This is a genomic window from Polaromonas sp. AER18D-145, assembly GCF_002379095.1.
Classification (GTDB): domain Bacteria; phylum Pseudomonadota; class Gammaproteobacteria; order Burkholderiales; family Burkholderiaceae_C; genus Polaromonas.
The window spans coordinates 236,553-259,369 of sequence record NZ_NBZV01000001.1 but is presented as its reverse complement, the minus strand read 5'-3'; the positions used below and the strand labels follow the sequence as shown (position 1 = coordinate 259,369).

At 64.4% G+C, this 22,817-nt stretch carries 22 protein-coding genes and 3 tRNA genes; 6 read left to right on the top strand and 19 right to left on the bottom strand.

Annotated elements, in window-relative coordinates; all coding sequences use genetic code 11:
- Window positions 1-47: 47 nt before the first annotated feature.
- The 3 genes from B7G52_RS01285 to B7G52_RS01270 form a co-directional block, all read right to left on the bottom strand.
- Window positions 48-1,391 (bottom strand): 3-deoxy-D-manno-octulosonic acid transferase, encoded by a 1,344-nt coding sequence (locus tag B7G52_RS01285; RefSeq protein WP_096695607.1) that lies wholly within the window; start codon window positions 1,389-1,391, stop codon window positions 48-50.
- A complete protein-coding gene (gene waaC, locus B7G52_RS23925) occupies window positions 1,373-2,557 on the bottom strand; it encodes a lipopolysaccharide heptosyltransferase I (protein WP_240523272.1) in 1,185 nt (394 codons plus the stop codon). The genes B7G52_RS01285 and waaC overlap by 19 nt, the downstream gene beginning before the upstream one ends.
- 236 nt (window positions 2,558-2,793) lie before the next feature.
- Window positions 2,794-4,251 carry a phosphomannomutase/phosphoglucomutase gene (locus B7G52_RS01270; protein WP_096695606.1) on the bottom strand — a complete coding sequence of 486 codons (1,458 nt, stop codon included), beginning with the start codon at window positions 4,249-4,251 and terminating at the stop codon, window positions 2,794-2,796.
- A gap of 112 nt (window positions 4,252-4,363) precedes the next feature.
- Here B7G52_RS01270 and B7G52_RS01265 point away from each other — a divergent pair, with 112 nt between their 5' ends.
- From B7G52_RS01265 to B7G52_RS23510, 4 genes are read left to right on the top strand one after another with little or no spacing between them, the layout of a single operon-like run.
- The gene (locus B7G52_RS01265) at window positions 4,364-6,073 is read left to right on the top strand and encodes a DNA-3-methyladenine glycosylase 2 family protein (RefSeq protein WP_240523271.1); all 1,710 of its coding nucleotides are present in this window, start codon (window positions 4,364-4,366) and stop codon (window positions 6,071-6,073) included.
- Window positions 6,074-6,132: 59 nt separating this feature from the next.
- A complete protein-coding gene (locus B7G52_RS23920) occupies window positions 6,133-6,804 on the top strand; it encodes a methylated-DNA--[protein]-cysteine S-methyltransferase (protein WP_240523270.1) in 672 nt (223 codons plus the stop codon).
- Complete coding sequence (locus B7G52_RS01250) at window positions 6,801-7,718, top strand: DMT family transporter (protein ID WP_096695605.1); 918 nt, start codon at window positions 6,801-6,803, stop codon at window positions 7,716-7,718. The genes B7G52_RS23920 and B7G52_RS01250 overlap by 4 nt, the downstream gene beginning before the upstream one ends.
- The gene (locus B7G52_RS23510) at window positions 7,715-7,879 is read left to right on the top strand and encodes a hypothetical protein (protein WP_170954649.1); all 165 of its coding nucleotides are present in this window, start codon (window positions 7,715-7,717) and stop codon (window positions 7,877-7,879) included. The genes B7G52_RS01250 and B7G52_RS23510 overlap by 4 nt, the downstream gene beginning before the upstream one ends.
- A gap of 17 nt (window positions 7,880-7,896) precedes the next feature.
- Here the strand turns inward: B7G52_RS23510 and B7G52_RS01245 are convergent, their stop codons facing one another.
- The gene (locus tag B7G52_RS01245) at window positions 7,897-8,151 is read right to left on the bottom strand and encodes a hypothetical protein (protein WP_096695604.1); all 255 of its coding nucleotides are present in this window, start codon (window positions 8,149-8,151) and stop codon (window positions 7,897-7,899) included.
- A gap of 229 nt (window positions 8,152-8,380) precedes the next feature.
- Here B7G52_RS01245 and B7G52_RS01240 point away from each other — a divergent pair, with 229 nt between their 5' ends.
- Complete coding sequence (locus B7G52_RS01240) at window positions 8,381-8,626, top strand: hypothetical protein (RefSeq protein WP_096695603.1); 246 nt, start codon at window positions 8,381-8,383, stop codon at window positions 8,624-8,626.
- 98 nt (window positions 8,627-8,724) lie between these two features.
- On the opposite strand, the gene B7G52_RS01235 is transcribed toward B7G52_RS01240, so the two are convergent.
- From B7G52_RS01235 to B7G52_RS01210, 6 genes are read right to left on the bottom strand one after another with little or no spacing between them, the layout of a single operon-like run.
- The gene (locus B7G52_RS01235) at window positions 8,725-9,516 is read right to left on the bottom strand and encodes a phosphodiesterase (RefSeq protein WP_096695602.1); all 792 of its coding nucleotides are present in this window, start codon (window positions 9,514-9,516) and stop codon (window positions 8,725-8,727) included.
- A 12-nt stretch (window positions 9,517-9,528) separates the two neighbouring features.
- A complete protein-coding gene (locus tag B7G52_RS01230; RefSeq protein WP_096695601.1) occupies window positions 9,529-10,794 on the bottom strand; it encodes an ABC transporter substrate-binding protein in 1,266 nt (421 codons plus the stop codon).
- Window positions 10,795-10,817: 23 nt separating this feature from the next.
- A complete protein-coding gene (locus B7G52_RS01225; RefSeq protein ID WP_240523269.1) occupies window positions 10,818-11,651 on the bottom strand; it encodes a carbohydrate ABC transporter permease in 834 nt (277 codons plus the stop codon).
- Window positions 11,651-12,520 carry a carbohydrate ABC transporter permease gene (locus B7G52_RS01220; protein ID WP_096695600.1) on the bottom strand — a complete coding sequence of 290 codons (870 nt, stop codon included), beginning with the start codon at window positions 12,518-12,520 and terminating at the stop codon, window positions 11,651-11,653. Before B7G52_RS01220 ends, B7G52_RS01225 begins: the two co-directional genes overlap by 1 nt.
- Before the next feature lie 9 nt (window positions 12,521-12,529).
- On the bottom strand, window positions 12,530-13,678 hold the full coding sequence (locus B7G52_RS01215; RefSeq protein WP_096695599.1) for an ABC transporter ATP-binding protein: 1,149 nt from the start codon (window positions 13,676-13,678) through the stop codon (window positions 12,530-12,532).
- Complete coding sequence (locus tag B7G52_RS01210; RefSeq protein ID WP_205853009.1) at window positions 13,671-14,411, bottom strand: HAD family hydrolase; 741 nt, start codon at window positions 14,409-14,411, stop codon at window positions 13,671-13,673. The genes B7G52_RS01215 and B7G52_RS01210 overlap by 8 nt, the downstream gene beginning before the upstream one ends.
- A 90-nt stretch (window positions 14,412-14,501) precedes the next feature.
- On the opposite strand from B7G52_RS01210, the gene B7G52_RS01205 reads away from it, so the two are divergent.
- Window positions 14,502-15,302, top strand: coding sequence for a DeoR/GlpR family DNA-binding transcription regulator (locus B7G52_RS01205; protein WP_096695597.1), 801 nt, complete (start codon window positions 14,502-14,504; stop codon window positions 15,300-15,302).
- A 132-nt stretch (window positions 15,303-15,434) separates the two neighbouring features.
- Here the strand turns inward: B7G52_RS01205 and B7G52_RS01200 are convergent.
- From B7G52_RS01200 to folC, 9 genes are all read right to left on the bottom strand, one after another.
- Window positions 15,435-15,511: transfer RNA gene (locus B7G52_RS01200), tRNA-Asp, on the bottom strand.
- Between the two features lie 97 nt (window positions 15,512-15,608).
- Window positions 15,609-15,684, bottom strand: a tRNA-Glu gene (locus B7G52_RS01195).
- An 89-nt stretch (window positions 15,685-15,773) separates the two neighbouring features.
- Window positions 15,774-15,849, bottom strand: a tRNA-Ala gene (locus B7G52_RS01190).
- 50 nt (window positions 15,850-15,899) lie between these two features.
- On the bottom strand, window positions 15,900-17,303 hold the full coding sequence (gltX, locus tag B7G52_RS01185; protein ID WP_096695596.1) for a glutamate--tRNA ligase: 1,404 nt from the start codon (window positions 17,301-17,303) through the stop codon (window positions 15,900-15,902).
- Entirely contained in the window at window positions 17,300-18,514 is a 1,215-nt protein-coding gene (locus tag B7G52_RS01180) for an O-succinylhomoserine sulfhydrylase (RefSeq protein WP_170954648.1), read from the bottom strand. Before B7G52_RS01180 ends, gltX begins: the two co-directional genes overlap by 4 nt.
- A 2-nt stretch (window positions 18,515-18,516) precedes the next feature.
- Window positions 18,517-20,034: an amidophosphoribosyltransferase gene (gene purF / locus B7G52_RS01175; RefSeq protein ID WP_096695594.1), complete on the bottom strand. Its 1,518-nt coding sequence runs from the start codon at window positions 20,032-20,034 to the stop codon at window positions 18,517-18,519.
- A gap of 35 nt (window positions 20,035-20,069) precedes the next feature.
- A complete protein-coding gene (locus tag B7G52_RS01170) occupies window positions 20,070-20,552 on the bottom strand; it encodes a CvpA family protein (protein WP_096695669.1) in 483 nt (160 codons plus the stop codon).
- Between the two features lie 14 nt (window positions 20,553-20,566).
- Complete coding sequence (locus B7G52_RS01165) at window positions 20,567-21,355, bottom strand: SPOR domain-containing protein (RefSeq protein WP_096695593.1); 789 nt, start codon at window positions 21,353-21,355, stop codon at window positions 20,567-20,569.
- 22 nt (window positions 21,356-21,377) lie between these two features.
- Window positions 21,378-22,703: a bifunctional tetrahydrofolate synthase/dihydrofolate synthase gene (gene folC / locus B7G52_RS01160; RefSeq protein ID WP_096695592.1), complete on the bottom strand. Its 1,326-nt coding sequence runs from the start codon at window positions 22,701-22,703 to the stop codon at window positions 21,378-21,380.
- Between the last annotated feature and the right edge of the window lie 114 nt (window positions 22,704-22,817).

The following is a 22,817-nucleotide window of genomic DNA, read 5'->3' as shown; positions in this document are numbered from 1 at the left end:
AAGCTCAGGGCGAACGGTAGTGGAACAGGCGTCGTCACTGGCACACCTTAACGCGTCGGCTCGTCCAGGAAGTGCGCCAGTGCCCGCACGGTGTTGGCGGCGGCGCCGCGGTGTTGTGCCGAAAACTGCCGGCCGGCGGCCGCGGCGGCCTGCTGTGCGGCCGGCCGGCTCAGCAGGGACCGGGCGGCGCGCACGGCCTCGGCCATGTCCGAAACCCGGCGCGCGGCACCGGCGGCTTCGGCAAGTTCGGCGACCTCGGCAAAGTTGAAGGTGTGCGGGCCCATGATGACGGGGCAGCCGCAGGCGGCCGCCTCGATCAGGTTTTGCCCACCCAGCGGTGCGAAGCTGCCACCCAGCAGGGCCACGTCGCTCAGGGCGTAATACAGCGCCATCTCGCCCAGCGAGTCGCCGAGCCAGACATCGGCGGCGGCCGGCGGCGCACCGTTCCAGCCGGAGCGGCGCGCCACGGTCAAGCCGTGTTGTTCAATCAGCGCCTGCACCTCGTCAAAGCGCTGCGGGTGGCGCGGCACGATCAGGATCTGGAAGTCGGCGGCCGGCGCCGGCTCACTATCCGCTCTCATTTCAGGAGCTTGTGGCGACCGTGTGGAAAGGGCCAGCGCCTTGATTTGCTCCATAAAACTGTCTTCTTCGCCCTCGCGCGAGCTGGCCAGCATCAGCACCGGGCGGCCCAGTGCCTGGCGCCAGCGCCGACCGAGTTCCTGCTGCGAGGCGTCGGGCGCGGCGTCGAACTTGAGGTTGCCGAACACGGCGCGCACCGGCGCGCCGAGCACGCGCAGACGCTCGGCGTCGTTGTCGCTTTGCGCGTACACCGCTGCCAGCGCCGCATAGGCCGGCCGCGAGAGCAACGCCATGCGCAACGCCTGCTGCAGCGACTTGTCGGACAGACGCGCGTTGACCAGCACCAGTGGCACGCCGCGCGCCTGCGCGCCGGCCACGGTGTTGGGCCAGACTTCGGTTTCGAGCAGCAGGCCCAGGCGCGGCCGGAAGTGCGTGAAAAATCGCGCCACGGCGGCCTGGCTGTCCCAGGGCTGCCAGACCTGCACGTCGCCCGCGCGCAGCAGGCCCGCGCCCTCGGCCCGGCCGGTGGCCGTGCCGTGGGTCAGCAGGATGCGCAGCCCGGGCCACTGCGCGCGCAGGGCCGCCAGCAAAATGCCCGCGGTGCGGGTTTCGCCCAGCGACACGGCGTGCACCCACACCAGGTCGGAGGTGCTTTCGGCAGCTTGCGTGTAATGGCCGAAACGTTCGTCGATGGCGTCGAGGTAACCCGGCTCGACCAGGCCGCGCCTGCGCAGCTTGCGCCGCAGAAAAGGCTGGGCCGCCCACATCAACAGTGAATAAAGCTGGCGGACCATCAGGGAAGCGGCGCCCATTCGGACACCTGCGCCGGCAGCGGCTGGCAGCTGAGCCAGGCGTCCCAGACCGTCTGCACCGACGGTGTGGGCCGGGCAAAAACGCTGAGCTGGCGTTGGGCACCTGAGCCGGTTGGCACCGGCAATGGCCCGGTGCGCCAGGCCGTGTCGAAGTTGTAGATCTGCACATGCGGCAGGTCGAGCGCGACGGCGATGTGGCTCAGGCCGCTGTCCACGCCGATGACGCCGACGCATTGCGCCAGCTGCTGCGTCAGCGCGTCGAGCGGAAGGCGGGGCCAGACAATAGCGCCCCCACGCTCTGAGAATTCCGTTCGTCCTGAGCCTGTCGAAGGATGCCACCCGAGGGGGCGCTGCGCCTGCGGCCCGGCAAAGCCGGTTCCGCGGCCCCTGCTTGAAGGAGAGCCCCCACGCTCGACACTGTTGTGGTCGCCATCGGCATTCAAGCCCGCAGCAATGGCCTGACTTGTCGCCAGTTCGTCCGTGCTGCCGTGCGGCAGGGCAATGCGGTAGCCGTGCGCAATGAGCTGCCGGCCCAGCCTGACCCAGTTCTCCAGCGGCCACTGCTTGTCGGCGCGCGAGGTGCCGTGCACGAACGCTATTATTTCAGGAGCATCCTGCGCATGTTTCATATGGGCTGAAGGCACTTTTAACCCAAAATCCGGAACCGGCGGCAAGGCGTAGCCCAGGGCGCGCGCGCACAGCTCGCGTCCGCGCTGCATGGCATGGATGTGCGGCGCCATGGCAATCGCCACGTCGGCGACCCAGCGCGTCGGCGCCTCGTAGGCCGAACCCTCGGTCTGGTTGGCCAGTGCGTAACGCTTGCCGTCCGGCGCCAGCCGGGCCAGGCGCGCCACCAGGGCGGATTTGGTCAGGCCCTGCAGGTCGATCACCGCGTCGTAGGGCACGGCCTGCAGCTGTTTCTTGAAAGTGCGCCACTCGGCCCGCGTGGCCGACGCCAGCGGCGCTTTGCGCCAGCGGCGCAGCTCGCAGGGGATGACGTGCTGCAGATGCCCACTCGCCCGCAGCGGGGACAGCAGCGGCGCAAACGACCTTTCCACCACCCAGTCGATCTGCGCCCCGGGGCGCGCCGCCAGGATGTCCTGCACCACTGGCAGCGTGTGCACCACGTCGCCGAGCGACGAGAGTTTGACGAGAAGTATTTTCACAGGGCGCCAGCCGCCTCAAGCAAAGCCAGCCCTCTTGGGAGACATCCTTCGACAGGCTCAGGACGAACGGAATTTTCCGAGCGTGAAAGCGCCCTCCTCACCAGCCGGGGCCGCGAATCCGGCCTTGGCCTGTCCTGAGCCTGCCGAAGGGCCGGGCCGCAGGCGCAGCGCCCCCCCGGGGGGCATCCTTCGACAAGCTCAGGACGAACGGAATGTTGCGACCGTGGGGGCAACATCTAGTGCATTGCCGCCGCAAAACTGGCATCTGGCTTGACGCTGCGCAGCAGGCCCAGCATGTCGGCCTGGATGCGCGCCAGCGCCTCAGGTGTGCGGCCTTCGAAACGCAGCACCAGCACCGGCGTGGTGTTGGAGGCGCGAATCAGGCCGAAGCCGTCGGCCCAGTCGATGCGCACACCGTCTATCGTCGAAATCTTGGCGCCGGCGTTGAGGGCTTCGCGCAGGGCGCTGCCGCCCGAGGGATCGGGACCCGCCGGCGAAGGACCGGCATCGCGCATCGCCTCCATGGCCAGGGACACCAGGGCGTCCACCACGGTGTGCGGCTCGCCCTCGCGGCAGGCCACGTTGAGTTCGGGCGTGCTGAAGCTGGTGGGCAGGGCATTGAGCAGGGCCCCGGCGTCGGGCGCGCGGCTCACGATTTCCAGCAGGCGGGCGCCGGCGTAGGTGCCGTCGTCAAAGCCGTACCAACGCTCCTTGAAGAAGATGTGGCCGCTCATCTCGCCGCCCAGCGGCGAATTGACTTCCTTCATCTTCGCCTTGATCAGCGAGTGGCCGGTGCGGTACATCATGGGCACGCCGCCGGCGGCCTCGATCTCGGGGGCCAGGCGCTGCGAACACTTCACGTCGAACACAATGGCGCCGCCCGGCGCGCGCGACAACACATCGCGCGCAAACAGCATCATCTGGCGGTCGGGGTAGATGTTGTTGCCGTCGCGCGTGACGATGCCGAGCCGGTCGCCGTCGCCGTCAAAGGCCAGGCCCAGCTCGGCGTCGCCGGACTGCAGCGCGGTGATCAGGTCCTTGAGGTTTTCCGGCTTGCTCGGGTCCGGGTGGTGGTTTGGAAACGTGCCATCGACCTCGCTGAACAGCTCGGTCACCTCGCAGCCCAGCGCGCGGAAGATGCCGGGCGCCGAGGCCCCGGCAATGCCGTTGCCGGAGTCGATGACAATTTTCATGGGCCGTGTCAGCTTGATGTCTGCCACGATGCGGTCGCGGTAGGCCGCGAGCACATTGACGTTGGTGATGCGCCCCGCGCGGGCCGGCGCGGCCCAGCCTTCGGCCTCCATGCTGCGGCGCAGGGCCTGGATGTCCTCGCCGTAAATCGCGCGGCCGGCCAGCACCATCTTGAAGCCGTTGTAGTCCTTCGGGTTGTGGCTGCCGGTGATCTGGATGCCGGAGCTGGCCAGCGTGCTGGCCGCGAAATAAAGCATGGGCGTGGTGGCCATGCCGATGTCAACCACATCCACACCGCTGGCCACCAGGCCGCGCATCAGCGCCGCGCTCAGGGCCGGCCCGCTGAGGCGCCCGTCGCGCCCCACGGCCACCGTCTGTTCACCCTGGGCCAGGGCGATGCTGCCGAAAGCCCGGCCCAGGGCCTCGGCGACCGGTTCGTTGACGGTGGAGGGCACCACGCCGCGGATGTCGTAAGCCTTGAAAATGGATGCGTCAAGCTGCATGGGGTGGGCACTCCTGGGGTTGCGAAACAGCGCCGATTGTAGGCGCCGGGCGCGCGCGGGAGATGTCCGAAAACGGCTAGTCAAAAGCCGCCCGCCACGTATCATCGAGCCCATGACCCCGGATGCCACCCCTCTCGCCGACGACGCCTGCTACCTCGCGCTGAAAGCGCGGGACGCCCGCTTTGACGGCCGCTTTTTCACGGGCGTGACCTCCACCGGCATTTACTGCCGGCCGGTCTGCAGCGTCAAGACGCCCAAACGCGAGAACTGCCGTTTCTTCGGCCATGCCGCCCAGGCCGAAAACGCGGGCTTCCGGCCCTGCCTGCGCTGCCGGCCCGAGCTGGCGCCCCACTCGGTGGTCTGGTCCATCCAGGACGCCTCCTACATCCTGGCGCACCAGGCGGCCCGCCTGCTCGACGAGCCGGAGGCCTGGGCAGATATGGCCCCCACGCTTGTCGCTTCGCGTACTGCGCTGCCCCCCGAGGGGGCGCTGCGCCTGCGGCCCGGCGAAGCCGGTTCCGCGGCCCCGGCTGGTGAAGAGAGAACGGCTTCGCGGCGCACGCCCGTGACATTCGAACCCACGGTGGCAGGCCTGGCCGCCAAGCTGGGGGTCAGCGACCGCCACGTGCGGCGGATTTTCGAGACGCAGTTCGGCGTGTCGCCCATGCAGTACCTGCAGACGCGCCGGCTGCTGACGGCCAAGCAGCTGCTGGCCGACACCGCCCTGCCCGTCACGCAGGTGGCGCTGATCAGCGGCTTCGCCAGCGTGCGGCGCTTCAACGCGGCCTTTGTCGGCCACTACGGCCTGAACCCGACGCAGATGCGGCGCCAGGGCGCCACCTCGCCGGACACCGGCATCACCGTCAGGCTGGGCTACCGCCCGCCCTACGACGTGGCCGCGATGACGGGTTTTTTCAGCAAGCGCCAGATCAACGCTATTGAATTTGTAGCTGATGGCGCAGGCGGCATGGGGATGGGACGCACTTTTCGCGTCGAAGTCAGCGGCAAGGTGCACGCCGGCTGGATCCACGCCAGCTTTAACGAAAGCCGCTGCCACGTCGTGCTGCGCATCAGCGACTCGCTGCGCGAAGTGTTGCCGCTGGTGATACGGCGGCTGCGCGCCATGCTGGACCTCGACGCCGACCCGCAGGCCATCAACGCCGTGCTGCACGCCGGTTTTCCGGGCGGCGACGGCCTGCGCGTGCCCGGCGCGATGGACGGCTATGAACTCGCGGTGCGTGCGGTGCTGGGCCAGCAGATCACGGTGGCGGCGGCGCGCACATTGGCGCAGCGCATGGTGGACAAGTTCGGCGAACCGATCGAAACCCCCTGGCCCGCGCTGACGCGGCTTTTTCCTGCCGCGGCGGTGCTGGCGCAGGCCAGCGGCGACGCGCTGGGCCAGCTCGGCATCGTCAAACAGCGGCAAACCGCCATTGTCGGCATCGCCCAGGCCGTGGCCGACAAGCGCCTGCAACTGCACGGCGGCGCCGACGTCAATGCCACCATCGCCGCGCTGAAGGCCCTGCCCGGCATTGGCGACTGGACGGCGCAGTACATCGCGATGCGGGCGCTGCGCTGGCCCGACGCCTTTCCGGCCGGCGACGTGGCCCTGCACAAGGCGCTCGGTGTGCAGGGGCTGAAGCACCCGGCCAAGGAAGCCGAACTCGCCTCGCTGGCCTGGAAGCCCTGGCGCAGCTACGCCGTGATCCGGGCCTGGAGCGGCACGATGCAGGCCGCCCCTCCGCCAGATGCTACGCAATTGATAGCTGATGGTGCCCGTACAGCAAGGGCTGGCACCATAAAAAGCATACAACCCACTTGACACATGCAACCACACCTCGCCGGCGCTTGCGCCAATGAGAGACACTCCCGGGAGCCCCCATGAAATTCGACACCTCCATCGTCCAGACACGTTTCCAGAGTCCGCTCGGAACCATCATCATCGCCGCCACCCACCGGGGCCTGGCCGGGCTCTGGTTTGAGGGCCAGCGCCACCTGCCGCCTGAATTGTTGACCCCCACGCTCGGCACTGACGTGTCCTCGCTGCCCCCCGAGGGGGCGCTGCGCCTGCGGCCCGGCCCTTCGGCAGGCTCAGGACAGGCCAAGGCCGGTTCCGCGGCCCCGGCTGGTGGAGAAAAAGACCCCACGCCTGTCGCTTCGCGGCGCACAGCGACATGGCCCAGCGATCCCGATCATCCCGTCCTGAAAGAAGTGATGCAACAACTCACCGCCTACTTCGCGGGCCAGCGCAGCCGTTTTGACGTCCCGCTGGACCTGGCGCATGGCACCGCTTTCCAGCAATCGGTCTGGCAGGCGCTGCTGGACATTCCCCAGGGCGGCACCGCCAGCTACGGCGAAGTGGGCCGGCGCATCGGCAAACCGGCCGCCGTGCGCGCCGTGGGTGCCGCCGTGGGCCGCAACCCAGTCAGCATCATCGTGCCCTGCCACCGCGTGATGGGTGCCAACGGCGCGCTGACCGGCTACGCCGGCGGGCTGGACCGCAAAACCGCCCTGCTCAAGCTCGAAGGCGTTCTTCAGGAGCACCGGCCTTGAGGTCAACATCTGCAAGTGCAACCGCGGGCGCTCGCCCGAAACACTGGGCCATCGACTTCGTGCTGCTGGCCGCCATCTGGGGCTCGTCCTTCCTGTTCATGCGCATAGGCACGGTCGAGTTCGGCCCGCTGCCCACCGCCGCCGTGCGGGTCGCGATTGCCGCGGCCTTTTTGTTGCCGCTGGTGCTGCTGCGCAGGCTCGGCGCGACCCTGGTGAAAAACTGGCGCCATGTCTTTCTGGTGGGCCTGTTCAATTCCGGCATTCCGTTTGTCTGCTTTTCGTTTGCACTGCTGTCGATCACGACCGGCCTGTCGGCCATCCTCAATGCCACCGTGCCGATGTTCGGCGCACTCGTGGCCTGGCTCTGGCTCAAGGACAAGCCCAACCACTCGCGCCTGCTGGGCCTGGTGGTCGGTTTTGCCGGGGTCGCCATGCTGGCCTGGGACAAGGCCACCTTCCAGCCCGACGCCTCGGGCGTGGCGCCGGGCTGGGCCGTGCTGGCCTGCCTGCTGGCCTGCATCTGTTACGCGCTGTCGGCCAGCTACACCAAGCGTTACCTGACCGGCCTGCCGCCGCTGGTCACCGCCGCGGGCAGCCAGATCGGCGCCACCCTGGGCCTGGCGTTGCCGGCCCTGTGGCTGTGGCCGGCAAAGATGCCCAGCAGCAGCGCCTGGCTGGCCCTGCTGGTGGTCGGCGTACTCTGCACCGGCATTGCCTACATCCTGTACTTCCGGCTGATCGAGACCGCCGGCCCGGCGCGCGCGCTGGCCGTGACTTTTGTGGTGCCGGTGTTTGCCGTGTTCTACGGCGTGCTGTTTCTCGGCGAGGCCGTCACGCTCTGGATGCTGCTGTGCGCCGTGGTCATCGTCTGCGGCACGGCGCTGTCCACCGGTTTGCTTAAAATTCCCCGATGAGTTCCGCACGCAAAACCAAGATCAAGCTGAAGGCCACCCGGCCGCGCAACCCGCTGGTCGTGCCGGCAGCGAAACGCAAGGCGGGTGCGCACCGCAAGTCGCGCTCGGCCACCCGGCACGCTGACAAGCGGGCGCTGGACAAGCAACTGCGCGAAGACTGACCGGCCGGACCTGCGATCTATTTCCTCTTCAAGCCTTCAATCACCAGTGCCGCCTCGATGTCGGCCTCCTGCAGCTTCAGGTTCTGTACCACCAGGTCAAACGCAGCGCCCATCATGACGGCGCGGGTGCGCTCGGGAATCTGTTCCCAGCTCTCCGCCAGCTCGTTGATCAGCACCTCGGCCAGCGTGCCCATGTCAAACACCCGCCCCTCGGACAGGTCCGCCTGGTCCATCCGCTCGTGGAGCAGACGCATGACAAAATCCCGGTTCATTTTTTTCTCCCTGATGGACGGTTCGACGAAAAGATCGGCGCACCTGTTTATATTTCCGGCAATGACCTGACGAAGGTTACCGCGTCCGCAGGCGCCCTGCTCCCGGCGGCATGAAAACGCCGGCCATCGCATGCCCCCTCCGTCGCCGGCACCTGCCTACAATGGCAAATCACCCGGCCAAGGGACGACACCGTCCCGGCCGGTCATCCTCACCGGATCACACATTCGCATGGCTGAATTTTTCAAAACGTCCGTCATCTGGGTCGTGGACTTCCACTACGAAGGCCGTGCGCGCCGCTGGTTCAGGGCCTTCGGCCCCAACGACGATCCGTTCCAGAAAATGACGGACACCCTGAAAGACCTGTACGGCGACCGAGCCAAGCTGGCGACGGTGCGCAAGGCGACCGAGGAAGAGGAATTGCAGTACCTGCGCGGCGAAGAACCGAAAAACAGCTACTGCCCGACCGGGCACTGAACGGGGAAATTCATGCGGCATGGCCCGCCGCGCCATGGCGCGGCTTCACACATGTCCAATGTCTGTGCGGGCTCGCGGCCGCATGAAATTTCATGGGCTCATTCGCCCAGCCAGAACCGATCGCTTCTGTCCAGAAAATCGTGCACGTGGACCGTCACGGACTCCTCCTGGAGCAGGACCACGCTGTACTGCGGTGGTTCATGGCTGCCTGGAACATTCGTTGTTTCATCCAGTCTCAGGGCCACCTGGTGATTGGTGCCACGCATGGTTGAAAACGGGATGCCGCGCCAGCTGCCGAAGATGGGCCGATGAATGTGTCCGAAGAACAAATGCCTGATGCGCTGGGTATGCCCTTGCAGCGCCGCCTGAAAAGGCCCGGTCTCCAGCAAGGCAATGCGGTCCATGGAGGGAATGCCCAGGGGAAACGCCGGATGGTGCATGAACAGCAACACCGGCCGGTCATCCTCCGCCAGCCGGTCGGCCAGCCATTGGGCGCGTTTTTCGCAGAGCACGCCGTGGCTCACACCGGGTTCGTTCGTGTCCAGGAAGATGCCGCGATACTCGCCAATGGGCGCCTCATACTGAACAAAACCGTTCGTATCGGTCTGTACCTGCGGAAAAAATTCCCGGAAATTGGCGCGGTTGTCATGGTTGCCCAAGATGGGCAGGACAGGCATCGGCAGCCGGGCCAACTGCTCGGACAGCTGGCGGTAGGCGTCCCGATGGCCCACATGCGCCAGGTCGCCGGTGACCACGCACAGCTTGGCGTCGGCATGGTCCTGGATGACACTGTCCAGGCAACGCGCCAGCCGTTTGGCGGGGTCCAGCCCATAAAGGGCATGTCCCTGTTCGACGAGGTGTGTATCGGTGATGTGAATGAACTTCAGCACAACATCCCCTGATCAGCGTGGCAGCAAGGCTTGCACAGCTTTGCTCATGTCGGCCAGTGCGGCCTCGGGTTGGGCCGCTTTCGACACCACGGTCTGCAGGCGGTCCTTGATGACGTCCGTGATCTTGAGGCCGTTTTCGCCGGGGAAAGCGTACCAACCCGTCAGGACGGGCAGTTGCTTGACGGCCGTGAGGTAGTTCGGGTTCTTCTCATAAAACGGCTTGAGCATGGTGGCGTCGTTGGCGGGAATCAGGTTGGCGGGGAAATAGCCCGTTGCCTTCACCATCGACGTGGCGCCCAGGGGGCCCGTGGCGAATTTGATGTATTCCCACGCGGCTTTCTGCTTGACCGGGTCCTTGGCAAAGATCATTGCCACGTTGCCACCGGCAGGCAGGCGCCCAACACCTGGCTGGATCGGGAAGCGCGCGGTACGCACCTCGAACCGGTTGCCGACCTCCTTCATCACGCTGCCCAGGTTGGACGTTGAGTGCGACCAGATGGCGAGATTGCCGGACACGAAGTCCTGCCGCGAGGTGGCCGTCGACACATCACGCATCGTCCCCTCGTTGACCATCTTCGCCAGGGTCTGGATGGCTGTCTTGCCGGGCGCGCCGTCGAAAGCCACCTTCTTCTCGTCAACGCTCAGCATCGTGCCGCCGTTCGAAAACACCAGCGCTTGCCACATCCAGTTGCCGGTGATGTCCCAGTCAAAATGAAACCCGTGCGTGCCGGGGCCGCTGGCCTTGGCCTTGCGACCCAGCTCGAAGATGCCGTCCCAGGTGGCGGGGAACTGGTCAATGTTGCCGCCGGCCTTGCGAATCAGGTCGGCGTTGAAATAGACGATGGGCGTGGACAGCGCAAAGCCGATGCCAACCTGCTTGCCGTTGACCTGGCCCAGCGAGAGCAGCGCCTGGTCGTATCCCATCTGGGACCAGTCTTTTTCCGCCTTGATGAAGGGCGTCATGTCGACGGCGATGCCGCGGTCCGCGAAGATGCGCTGGCGGTTCAGCCCCTGGTAGGACACGTCGGCCAGCTGGTTGGTGACCGCCTGGCGCAGGGACTGCTGGGTGGCTTCCTCGTAGCCCGGGCTCGGGGCGCGGAAAGTGACCTTGTACTGCGGGAATTTCGCCATGAAGTCCTGGGCGATTTTCTCGTGGACTTCCTTGAAGAGCTGCGGAATGGCATAGTCGACCACGATTTCAACCGGCTGCTGGGCTTGCGCCAAACCACAGGTCATTAGCACGGCGGCCGCGATGGATTTCAGAAAAACACGTTTCATGGGTTTACTCCTGGATGGATGAACTAAGCTTTGACGCCGGTGAGCGTCACACCTTCAATAAAGCGCTTTTGCGCTGCGATAAAAAACAAAACCAGCGGCGCGGTGATCAGCACCGTGCCCGCCATCAGGGGGCCGTAATTGGTGCCGGCCTCTTCGTTGCGGAAAAACATGGTTCCGAGTGGCGGCGTGGCGAGCTCGGGCGAGGCGATGACCAGCAGTGGCCAGAAATAGTCGTTCCAGTGCCACACCACGGAAAAAATGGAGAAGGCAAACAGGGCCGGAATCGCGGTCGGCAGCATCACCCGCCAGACCAGTTCCAGTTCGTTCATGCCGTCCAGGCGCGCGGCGTGAATCAGGTCGTCTGGCACCGTGCGAAAGAATTGCCGCATCAGGAAGATGCCAAAAGCCGAGATGATGAACGGCACAATCAGGGCCGACAGGGTGTTGAGCAGGCCCAGGTGATGCAGCATCACGTAGATGGGAATAGCCGTGGCCTGATGGGGAATCATCAGCGCCAGCAGCACCAGCCGCCAGGCCCAGGTCTTGCCCCGGAAGTCGAGCTTGGCAAAGGCATAAGCCGCCGGCAGCGCCACCACGATCTGCAGGATCAGAATGGCCGCGCAGACAACCACGCCGTTCCAGAGATATCGCAGCAGAGGCACCTTGGTCAGCGCCTGCGTGTAGTTTTCAACCAATGCCAGCCTGCTTGGCAACAGGGAGAATTCCCTCGTGAAAATCTCGTCGGCCGGCTTCAGGGAGGTCAACACCATCCAGATGAACGGGGCAAGGAAGATGGCTGCACCGGTCATCAACACCAGATGGCGAAAGCTGCGAAAGAGGATGGATGGACGCTTCATCAGTAGTGGGTCTTTCGTTCCATGGCCAGGTGCTGCAGCTGGGTGAGAAAGAAGATGCCCGCAATGAACACCACCGTCATCGCACTGGCATACCCCATGCGGAGAAAACTGAAGCCTTCCGAATAAATGGTGTGGAGCAAAACTTCGGTGGCCTTGTTGGGGCCGCCCTTGGTCAACACATGCACGGTGTCGAACACCTGCAGCGACCGGATGGCGCAGACGGTGACGACAAAAAGCGTGGTGGGACCCAGCAGCGGCCAGGTGATGCGCCGGAAGCGGTCCAGGGGATGTTCGATGCCGTCCAGGGCACCGGCATCGCGGATGTCCTGGGGAATGCTCTTGAGCCCCGCCAGAAACAGGACAAGGGCCAGTCCGGACATCTGCCAGATACCAATCGCGGCGAGCGAGTAAAGCGCGGACCGGCGGTCATGGAGCCAGTTGCGCGGCTCCATGCCCAGCAATTCAAGCACCTGATTGACCAGGCCCACGCTGGGGTGCAGCAGAAATTGCCAGACAACCGCCATGGCGATCAGGGTGGAGGCCACCGGCATGAAAAATGCCGTTCTGTAGAAGGTACGGAGTTGGGTGTCCGATTCAATCAACAGGGCCGCCCCCAGGCCGATGGCTATCGAACCCAATGTCACCACGACCAGATACGTGAGTGTGTTGGAAATCGATTTCTGAAAGACCGGGTCGGCCATCAGCTCGCGGTAGTTCGCCAGCCCGACCCAATCCAGGGTCGCGGCGCCAAATTGCCAGTTGGTCAGGGACATGACCGCCACGATGGCGACGGGCACCACAAGCAGCATCATGATGAGGACCGTCGCTGGGGTGAGCAACAGGGCGGTGTGGAGCGGATTGACTCGCATGGTCCTGCCTCAGGCGGCTTTGCTCACGACAGGCGGGAGGGCTTCAAACGACCGGCGCTGGCCATCGGCATCGAACAGATGGATTTCACCAAAGGGCACCGAAACCCGAAGCGCCTGGCCCACCCGGATCGCCGGGCTGTTGGCGGGGAAACAAAATACGCAGGCGTCTTCGATGCCATCGACCTGGAGCGATGCAATCAGTTCGGCGCCGGTGTATTCCACATTCACCAACGTGCCTTGAACTTCCAGTCCGTCCACGGCCTCCAGTGTCCCGGCCTGGGGCCTGAACGCAATGCGACAGGGGCCAGTCTTGCCATGTGAATGACCGACCAGCCGGCCTTGTGCCCACACGACGCCATGGGCTCCGACTTCCCCGTCGAGCAGGTTGATGCGCGGCGCCCCCACAAAGCGGGCAACGTCGAGGTTGGCGGGCCGTGTATAGATTTCCTCGGGTGTTCCGAGCTGCAGAATGCGCCCTTCCCGCATCACCGCGACACGGTCCGACATGGACATGGCTTCATGCTGGTCGTGGGTGACGTAGATGAACGTCACGCCCAACTGGTCATGAAGCTGACGGATTTCCCCGCGAAGTGTCTGGCGCAGGTTGGCGTCGAGGTTGGACAGCGGTTCGTCAAAAAGGAAAACGGCCGGTCTGCGCACCATGGCGCGTGCGAGGGCCACGCGCTGACGTTGACCGCCGGACAGTTGCGCGGGCTTTCGTTCCCAAAGCCCATCAATACCGAGGCTCTGCGCCACCTTGCGGGCGTTCGCCTGCGCCTCGGTCTTGATGCGGCGTGTGTTGGCCGAAAACAATCCCGCACCCGGCAGCCGCCCCCAGAAACCGAGGCCCCGCATCAGCAATGGCGTGCAGATGTTGCCCCCCACCGTCATGTGGGGATACAGCGCGTACGACTGGAACACCATGGCACAGTCGCGCTGACTGGGTGACAAGGCCAGCAGGTCGCGCTCGCCCAAGCGGATCGCCCCTGAATCGGGCTGGTCCAGCCCGGCAATCAATTTAAGCAAGGTGGACTTGCCGCAGCCCGACGAGCCCAGCAGCGTCAGGAACTCGCCATCCTTGACGGTCAGGTCCAGCCCCTTGATGACCTTGGTGTTGCCGAATTGCTTGGTGAGTCCGGAGATGTGAATATCAGGCATGGCAAGCCTCCTTGTTGGCTGATTGGCGGCCGAGCACCCAGCTTGTGAACTCGTTGTAGTCGCTGAAACTCGTCATGTTGGGCAACAGGTCACTGGGGTGCACTGCATATCCGCCGAGATGGGCGGCGAAGCCAACCTGCGACAGACGGGCGCAAGAGGCATCCATGTAGGAGTCACCCACAAGCAGGGCCGCCGCGGCCGGTATTCCCATACGCTCCAGAACCATGAGCAGAGGGTCTGCGGCGGGCTTGGGACGTGGCGCATCTCCCATCCCTACAACGATGTCGAAAAGGCCGGCAATGCCAGCCTGCGTCAACAAAACGTCAGTCGAAGCCCGGTCCCGGTTGGTACAGATGCCCAGCTTCATGTCCAGCGCCTTGAGCGCCAGCAATGCCTCGTGCACGTGGTCAAACAGAGGTGCTGCCGGCAGCCATCGCTGCATGTACTGGTCCAGGTACTCTTCTTCAAGCTGGCGCGCCAATCCCGGCTCCACCGGAGACGCCTGAAGGGCAATGGACTGGCGGAACATCGGCCTCAATCCTTCGTTGAGCGCCGCGCGCAAAAGCGGTGTGGAGACTTCGCGAAGGCCGGCCTGCACCAGCACACTGTTGGCAGCTGCTGAAAGCGATGGCAGGGTATCAAACAGGGTGCCATCGACGTCGAAAATGATTGCTCGAAACTGAGCGATTGTGTTCATAACTTGGATATTACGAACACAAAATGTCAATTTCATGACCAAAATAGCATCCATGGCAGATAAAAAGTGTTCTCTGTTGTTTGTTTCTGGTTTCTAATACCCAAAATCTTTCACCCTGGATCCCGCATGCTCAAAGCCGCCCGTCACAAGGAAATCATTGCCCTGCTGCAAAGCGGTGGGGTCGTCGAAGTCAACACGCTGGCCGACAGGTTTCAGACCTCGCCCATCACGATCCGGCGCGACCTGATCGAACTCCATGAACGGGGGCTGGTTGAGCGAACCCGTGGTGGCGCCGTTTCCGGCGAGGTCATTGCCGAGGGTTGGGCCCGTTACGAAAGCATCAGCTACGCGGAACGCGAGCGGGAAAATGTCCGGGAAAAACGGGCGATCGCCGAGCTCGCCGCGCAGCATGTTTCTGACGGCGACTGCATTCTGGTCAACGCGGGGACAACCTCACGGCATTTGGCCGAGGCCCTGCGCGGTCATCAAAACCTGCATGTCGTGACCAACGGACTGACGGTCGCCATGGAGTTCGCCAGAAGCCGGAATGCTTCCGTCTATCTTTTGCCAGGCACCGTTGACTTCAAGAAAATGGCGACCGTTTGCCGTCCTGCGCCCGGCACCTTTGACGACATCTCGGTTCGTGCCGCTTTTCTTGGCGTCAACGGCATCTCGCCTTCGGGGGGTATCGCCATGCTTTCGCCAGAGGAGGCTGCCATGAACCGGGCTTTCATCGACGCGGCACAGACTGTCACCGTGATGGTGGACTCGTCGAAATTCCACTCTCAGGCCATCTTCCGGATTGCCCATCTGGACAAAGTGACGCGCATCATCACCGATGCAGGCATTGACCAGGACATCAGGGACCAACTCGAAAAGTTGAACGTGGAGGTGCTTGTGGCGTCGCCGGATGATGCGCCATCCTGAAGCAAGCGGTGTTGACACGGCTTCGTTCCACGTTTCGCGCGGCGGCTGTCAGTTCCTGAAGCACTTGCGCGAAGGGAAGCTCAAAGCAAAAAGGGTTTGCTTCTATTTTCATAGCAGCAAACCCTTCAATACTGGCGGAGTGGACGGGACTCGAACCCGCGACCCCCGGCGTGACAGGCCGGTATTCTAACCAACTGAACTACCACTCCTGGTAGTGACAACTTTCGCTCTTGCGAGCCAAGTCACCTGCTTGCGCAGGCTTGTTATCAACTTGTGCCTTGTGCTTCACATCGCTGTGAAGAATTTTGGCGACCCTAAGGGGATTCGAACCCCTGTAGCCACCGTGAAAGGGTGGTGTCCTAGGCCTCTAGACGATAGGGTCTAAACCTTGGAACTTCCGTCAGCAGGTTTTTTGTTTTTACACAAAGACCTGCCAAAAAAACTCTATTCAAAAACTTCCTGACCATTTGATGGTGGAGGTAAACGGGATCGAACCGATGACCTCTTGCATGCCATGCAAGCGCTCTCCCAGCTGAGCTATACCCCCATGTTGCAAGTTTCCTTGCAATCGTCGAGCCTTGAATTATAGCCCGAAAATCAGAGCCTTTTCAAGTGGACGAGACGCGCAATCACGTTTTCCCTGTCCATCAACGACAAAAAAGCATCGAGCGACGGTGTTTGCTGGCGCCCGGCGACCAGTACCCGCACCGGCATGGCCAGTTGCGGCATCTTCAGGCCCTTGTCCAGCAGCACCTGCTTGATGGCGGCCGCGATCGCCGGCTTGCTCCACTCGCAGCTGGCCAGCAACTCGGCGAGTTGGTACACGGCCGGCGCCACATCGGCCGGCACATGGGCCTGGATGTCTTCCGCGCTGACCGGCTCATGGCTGACCAGCACGCCCATCCAGTCGGCCAGTTCCACCAGGGTGCTGCAACGGTCTTTCAGCAAGGCGCAGGCGGCCACGCGCCGGCTTGCATCGAGGCCAGCGAGCGCATGCTCATTAAGGAAGGGCACCACCAGTTCCGCGAGCCTGTCGTCGGCCATGGCCTTGATGTGCTGGGCGTTGACCCAGCGCAGCTTGGCTTCGTCAAACTGCGCCGCGCTTTTGCCGAGGTGGTCAAGGTTGAACCATTGCAGGAACTGTTCGCGGCTGAAGATTTCATCGTCACCATGGCTCCAGCCCAGGCGCGCCAGGTAGTTGACCATGGCATCGGGCAGGTAGCCTTCTTCGGCGTACTGCGTGACCGCCTTGGCGCCGTGGCGCTTGCTCATTTTTTCGCCCTGCTCGTTGAGCACGGTCGGCAGGTGGGCATACACCGGCACGTCCTTGCCCAAGGCACGGAAGATGTTGATCTGGCGCGGCGTGTTGTTGATGTGGTCGTCGCCGCGGATCACATGGGTGATGGCCATGTCGAGATCGTCAACGACCACGCAGAAGTTGTAGGTCGGCGTGCCGTCGGGCCGCGCGATCACGAGGTCATCGAGCTCGTCGTTGCTGATCTCGATGCGGCCCTTGACCTTGTCGTCCCAGACCACGGCGCCGCCCTGCGGGTTTTTGAAACGCAACACGGGCAACACGCCTGCGGGAGCCAATGGCAGGGTCTTGCCGGGCTCGGGTCGCCAGGTGCCGTCGTAGCGGGGTTTCTGTTTTTCGGCCATCTGCTTTTCGCGCAGGGCATCGAGCTCGGTCATGCTCATGTAGCAGGGGTACACATGGCCTGCGGCCTGCAGCTCGGCCAGCACAGCCTTGTAGCGGTCCATGCGCTGCATCTGGTAGTAAGGGCCTTCGTCGTAGTCCAGGCCCAGCCAGCGCATGCTTTCAATGATCACGTCCACCGCGGCCTGCGAGGAACGCTCGACATCCGTGTCTTCAATGCGCAGGATGAAGTCGCCGCCGGTGGCGCGCGCAAACGCCCAGGGGTAGAGCGCCGAGCGGATGTTGCCAAGGTGGATGAAGCCTGTCGGTGAGGGCGCAAACCGCGTTCTTGTTTTTGGTGTCATGTCAGGGTGCCCAGGCCCCGCTGCAGGTCGGCCTTGATGTCTTCAATATGCTCCAGGCCCACCGCCACGCGGATCAGGCCTTGCCCGATGCCGGCGGCCTGCCGCTGGGCTTCGGTCAGGCGCCCGTGCGAGGTGGTGCCGGGATGGGTGATGATGGTCTTGGTGTCGCCGAGGTTGGTGGCGATGCTCAGCACGCGGGTGCTGTTGATGACATGAAAGGCATTGGCGCGCGCAGTGTCGGGGTCGTTACCCACAACGTCGAAGGACACCACCGCCCCGCCCTGCCCCGACTGCTGGCGCATGGCCAGTTCGTGCTGCGGATGGGAGGCCAGACCCGGGTAATAAACGCGCGCCACGCCGGGCTGCGTTTCCAGCCAGCGCGCCACGGCCAGAGCATTGGCGCACTGCGCCTGCATGCGGATGCCCAGTGTTTCGAGCCCCTTGAGCACGACCCAGGCATTGAAGGGTGACAGCGTCATGCCGGCGGTGCGCACGACCGGGCCAAACACATCGACGATCAGCTTGGCCGGGCCGCAGATCGCCCCGGCCATCACGCGGCCCTGGCCATCGAGGTATTTGGTGCCGGAGTGGATCACCAGGTCGGCGCCCAGTTCAGCGGGACGCTGCAGGGCCGGCGTGCAGAAACAGTTGTCCACCGCCAGCAACGCACCGGCGCCGTGTGCGAGATCGGCCAGCGCCGTGATGTCGCAGACGTCGGTCAGCGGGTTGGTCGGTGTTTCGGCGAACAGCAGTTTGGTGGTGGGCTTGATCGCGGCCTTCCACTCGCTCACATCGGTCTGCGAGACAAAGGTGGTCTCAACGCCAAATTTTCCGAACTCCCGCCCGATCAATGCAATCGTGGAGCCAAACATCGAGCGCGAACACACAACGTGGTCGCCGGCCTTGAGCAGGCCCATGCACATCATGAGGATCGCGCCCATGCCGGTCGAGGCGCCGATGGCGGCTTCCGTGCCTTCCAGCGCGGCCAGCCGACGCTCGAAGCTGGTGACGGTGGGGTTGGAGGTGCGGCCGTAGGTGTAGCCGTCCTCGGTGCCGGCAAAACGCCGGGCTGCGGTTTCGGCGTCGGGCTGCACAAAACCGCTGGTCAGGTAGAGCGCTTCGGAGTGTTCGCCGTATTGGCTGGATTCCAGCGCCACGCGCACGGCCAGCGTGTCGCGGTGCAGGTTGTCGGGCAGTTGTTTGCCGGCCATGCTCAGGCTTCCTGCGGGTTAGGCAGCGCCAGGCGCGAGACATCGACATCGCCCTCTTCGCTGCTGTCAACGCGCTGCGCGTTCATTTTGGCAATGCTCTCGGGCGTGATGTCGCCGGTGATGTAGACGCCGTCGAAACACGAGGCGTCAAAGCCGTCGAGCTTGCCATTGAGCGAGCCGATGGCGCGTTTCATGCCTTCGACGTCCTGGTAGATCAGCGCATCGCAGCCGATGGCGATGCGGATTTCCTCGACCGTGCGGTCATGCGCCACCAGTTCGGCCGCGGTCGGCATGTCGATGCCGTAGACGTTGGGGTAACGCACCGGCGGCGCGGCGCTGGCCAGGTAGACCTTCTTCGCGCCGGCGTCACGCGCCATCTGCACGATCTCGCGGCTGGTGGTGCCGCGCACGATGGAGTCATCGACCAGCAGCACGTTGCGGCCCTTGAACTCGCTGGCGATCACATTGAGCTTCTGCCGCACGGACTTTTTGCGCACGCCCTGGCCCGGCATGATGAAGGTGCGGCCCACATAACGGTTCTTCACAAACCCCTCGCGGTAGGGAATGCCCAGCAAGTGCGCGAGCTGCGTCGCACTCGGGCGGCTGGACTCGGGGATCGGAATGATCACGTCGATTTCGTTGGGCGGCACGGTGGACACCACACGTTTGGCCAGCGTCTCGCCGAGGTTCAGGCGCGCCTGGTAAACCGAGATGCCGTCCAGCACCGAGTCGGGCCGCGCCAGGTAGACGAATTCAAAAATGCAGGGCATGAGCTGCGGGTGCTCGGCGCACTGCTCGGCGTGGACCTTGCCGTCCATGTCCACAAACACCGCCTCGCCCGGCGCGATGTCGCGCTCGAACTGGTGGGCCGTGCCTTCCAGGGCCACCGACTCGCTGGCCACCATGACGGTGTTGCCGCTGTCGTTCTGGCCGTGGCCGATGCACAGCGGGCGAATGCCGAAGGGGTCGCGAAAAGCCAGCAGGCCGTGGCCGGCAATCAGCGCCACGACAGCATACGAGCCCTTGATGCGCTTGTGCACGCCGCGCACGGCCGCAAACACGTCGGTGGGCGTGAGCGGCAGGCCGCGCGTGGTTTTCTCCAGCTCGTGCGCCAGCACGTTGAGCAACACTTCGGAGTCGCTGTCGGTGTTGATGTGGCGGTGGTCGGTGTTGAACAGCTCGGCCTTGAGTTCGGCAGCATTGGTCAGGTTGCCGTTGTGCGACAGCACCAGGCCAAACGGCGCGTTGACGTAAAACGGCTGGGCCTCGTCCTCGCTGAAGGCGTTTCCGGCCGTCGGGTAACGCACCTGCCCCAGGCCCACGTTGCCCGGCAGCGCGCGCATGTTGCGCGTGCGAAAGACGTCGCGCACCATGCCCTTGGCCTTGTGCATGAAGAACTTGCGTCCCTGCTGCGTGACAATCCCGGCCGCATCCTGACCGCGGTGCTGCAGCAGGAGCAGCCCGTCGTAAATCAGCTGGTTCACCGGGGCGTTACTGACAACGCCAACTATTCCGCACATAGATTTCCATTCATCAATTCGCCAATCATTAGAGATCAGAGGTACTTTGCAAACTGTTCCGGCAACACCGGCTTCAGGCCCTGGACCGCCGCCGTCAGCACCCCGGCGCCAACGGACTCCTGCCACCAGGCGCTGGCCTTGAAGGCGGTCATGTTGACGACCACCGTGACCGCCAGCAGCAGGATCACCCCGCGCACCAGGCCAAAAGCCGCCCCCAGGGTCCGGTCCACCGGCCGCAGGCCGATGGCCTCCACCAGCTTCTTGAACAACACCGCCAGCAGGCCCGCCAAAAACACGGACACAATGAAAATCAGTACAAAGGCCGCGGCGAAACGCACCAGATCGGACGCACTCTGCAGCGGCAGCACGGCAGCGACCTCTGGCGCAAACCATTGCGCGATGTAAAACGACAGCGCCCAGCCGAGGACGGAGAGGATCTCGTAGACCAGCCCCCGCCACGCGCCGATGATCAGCGACACCACCAATACTCCCAGAAACGCCCAGTCCGCAACAGCCAGCACGCGACACGAACCTACAAAGTCAGGACAGCGGCCGGCAAATCAAGGCTTTTGATCTTGCCGGCGGCCTTGTCAGCATCGGCCTTGCTGGCAAAAGGCCCGACCCGCACGCGAATGCGCTTGCCGTCCTTGGTGTCAGCCACCTGGGTGTAAGTCTTGAGCCCTGCCTTTTCCAGTTTCTGGCGCACTTCGCGGGCCTTGTCGGCATCGGCGAAAGCGCCCACCTGCACCACCAGCCGGCCTTCCGCCTCGGCCGGCACGGCCTTGGCGGCGGGCGCCTTGCCGTCGAGCAGGGCCTTGGCACGGGCGCCCTCGTCGCCAGCAGGCGCCGTTGCGGGCGTTTTGGCCGCGACCTTGGGCTCGGGTTTGGGTTCTGGCTTCAGTTCCGGTTTCGGTTCGTGTTTTGCTTCTTTTTTGATAGCATCCTGCGCCAGTTCAGCGGCCGCCTCGGCCTTTTTTTCCGTGATGATTTCTTCGCGGGGCGAGAGGCTGGACGGCGTGGCCACCTTGTCGCTGACTGCAGCTGCGGCACTGGCTGCAACGGCCGGTGTGGTGGCCGGCGCCGGCATCACCAGCGGCTTGACGCCGCTCTTGGCAGGGATCTCGATCGGAATATCAACAGCCACCGGGCGCGGCTGGGTGTCAAACAACAGGGGGAAACCGACCACCCCGGCCAGCACCAGCACCACCGCACCGATGAGGCGGTGCTTGGCACGTTTGCGCATCACTTCCACGCTCTCGGTCTGGGCGGCAGACCCGGCTGCAGCAGAGGCTTGGCCCCGGCGAAAGTTGAAAAACGGCATGGCGATGACGGTATCCGTTACGTTAGGTATCGGTTGATGAAGCGTGGCGCTCAGGCGCAGCGTGCGGAGCGAAAAGACGCGGCAGGCCGTCCTTCAAAACACCCCCCACCGTATAGAACGATCCGAAGACCACAATTCTATCAGCGGGGTCTGCTGCGGCGACGGCAGCCTGCAGGGCTTGCACCGGGTCGGCATACACGCTGGCACGGGCATCCTGGCGCGGGTTCAGCGCCCGCCACGTGGCCAGCAAATCCTCGGCCCTGGCGGCGCGGGCGGTCGGCAGATCGGTGAAATACCAGCGGTCGACCAGCGGCCCCACCCGCTTGAGCATCTGCGCCAGGTCCTTGTCGGCCATGGCGCCGAACACGCCGTGGGTGCAGGGGTAAAAACCCATGGCGTCAAGGTTCTCCGTGAGCGCCGCCACCGCGTGCGGGTTGTGCGCCACGTCCAGCACCAGCGTCGGCTGGCCGGAAATGATCTGGAAGCGCCCCGGCAGTTCGACCATGCCGAGCCCGTTGCGCACCGCCTGCGCGGTCACCGGCAGGCGGTCGCGCAGGGCCGTCAGCGCGGCCAGCACGCCCGAGGCATTGACCAGCTGGTTGGCGCCGCGCAGCGCCGGGTAGGCCAGGCCGGCGTAACGCCGCCCGCGGCCGGCCCAGGCCCACTGCTGCTTGTCTCCGGAAAAGTTGAAGTCATGGCCCAGGCGCCACAGGTCGGCGCCCACTTCGGCGGCGTGGGTTATCACGCTTTGCGGCGGCACCGGGTCGCCCACCACCACGGGCTTGCCGGCGCGCATGATGCCGGCTTTCTCGCGGCCTATGCTTTCACGGTCCTTGCCCAGCAGTTCGGTGTGGTCGATGTCGATGCTGGTGATCAATGCGCAGTCGGCATCAATGATGTTGACCGAGTCGAGCCGCCCGCCGACCCCGACTTCGAGGACCACCACGTCCAGTCCGGCCGCGGCCATCAGGCTGAAGATGGCGAGCATGGTGAACTCGAAATAGGTCAGTGAAATGTCACCGCGCAAGGCCTCGACCCGCTCGAAGTGCGGCAGCAGCTGGTCGGCGCTGGCCATCTCGCCGCGGATACGGCAGCGTTCTTCAAAATGCACCAGGTGCGGCGAGGTGTAGACACCGGTGCGGTAGCCGGCCTGCCCCAGGATGGCCTCGAGCATGGCGCAGCTCGACCCCTTGCCGTTGGTGCCGGCGACGGTGATGACCGGGCAGTCAAAACGCAGCGCCATGCGTTCTGCCACGCGGCGGACGCGGTCCAGTCCGAGGTCAATGGCGTGGGGGTGCAGGCGCTCACAGTACGCGAGCCAGTCGTCGAGGGTGTTGGGCTTGTCCATGGAAGCCGTATTGTCGCCGCTGCTGCGCCGCGTCCCGTGGCGCCGCCGCCCCGCCCGTACGCCGGATGGGGTTGTATAGCTATCAAATCAATAGCTATCAGCGCCCTCCCTACA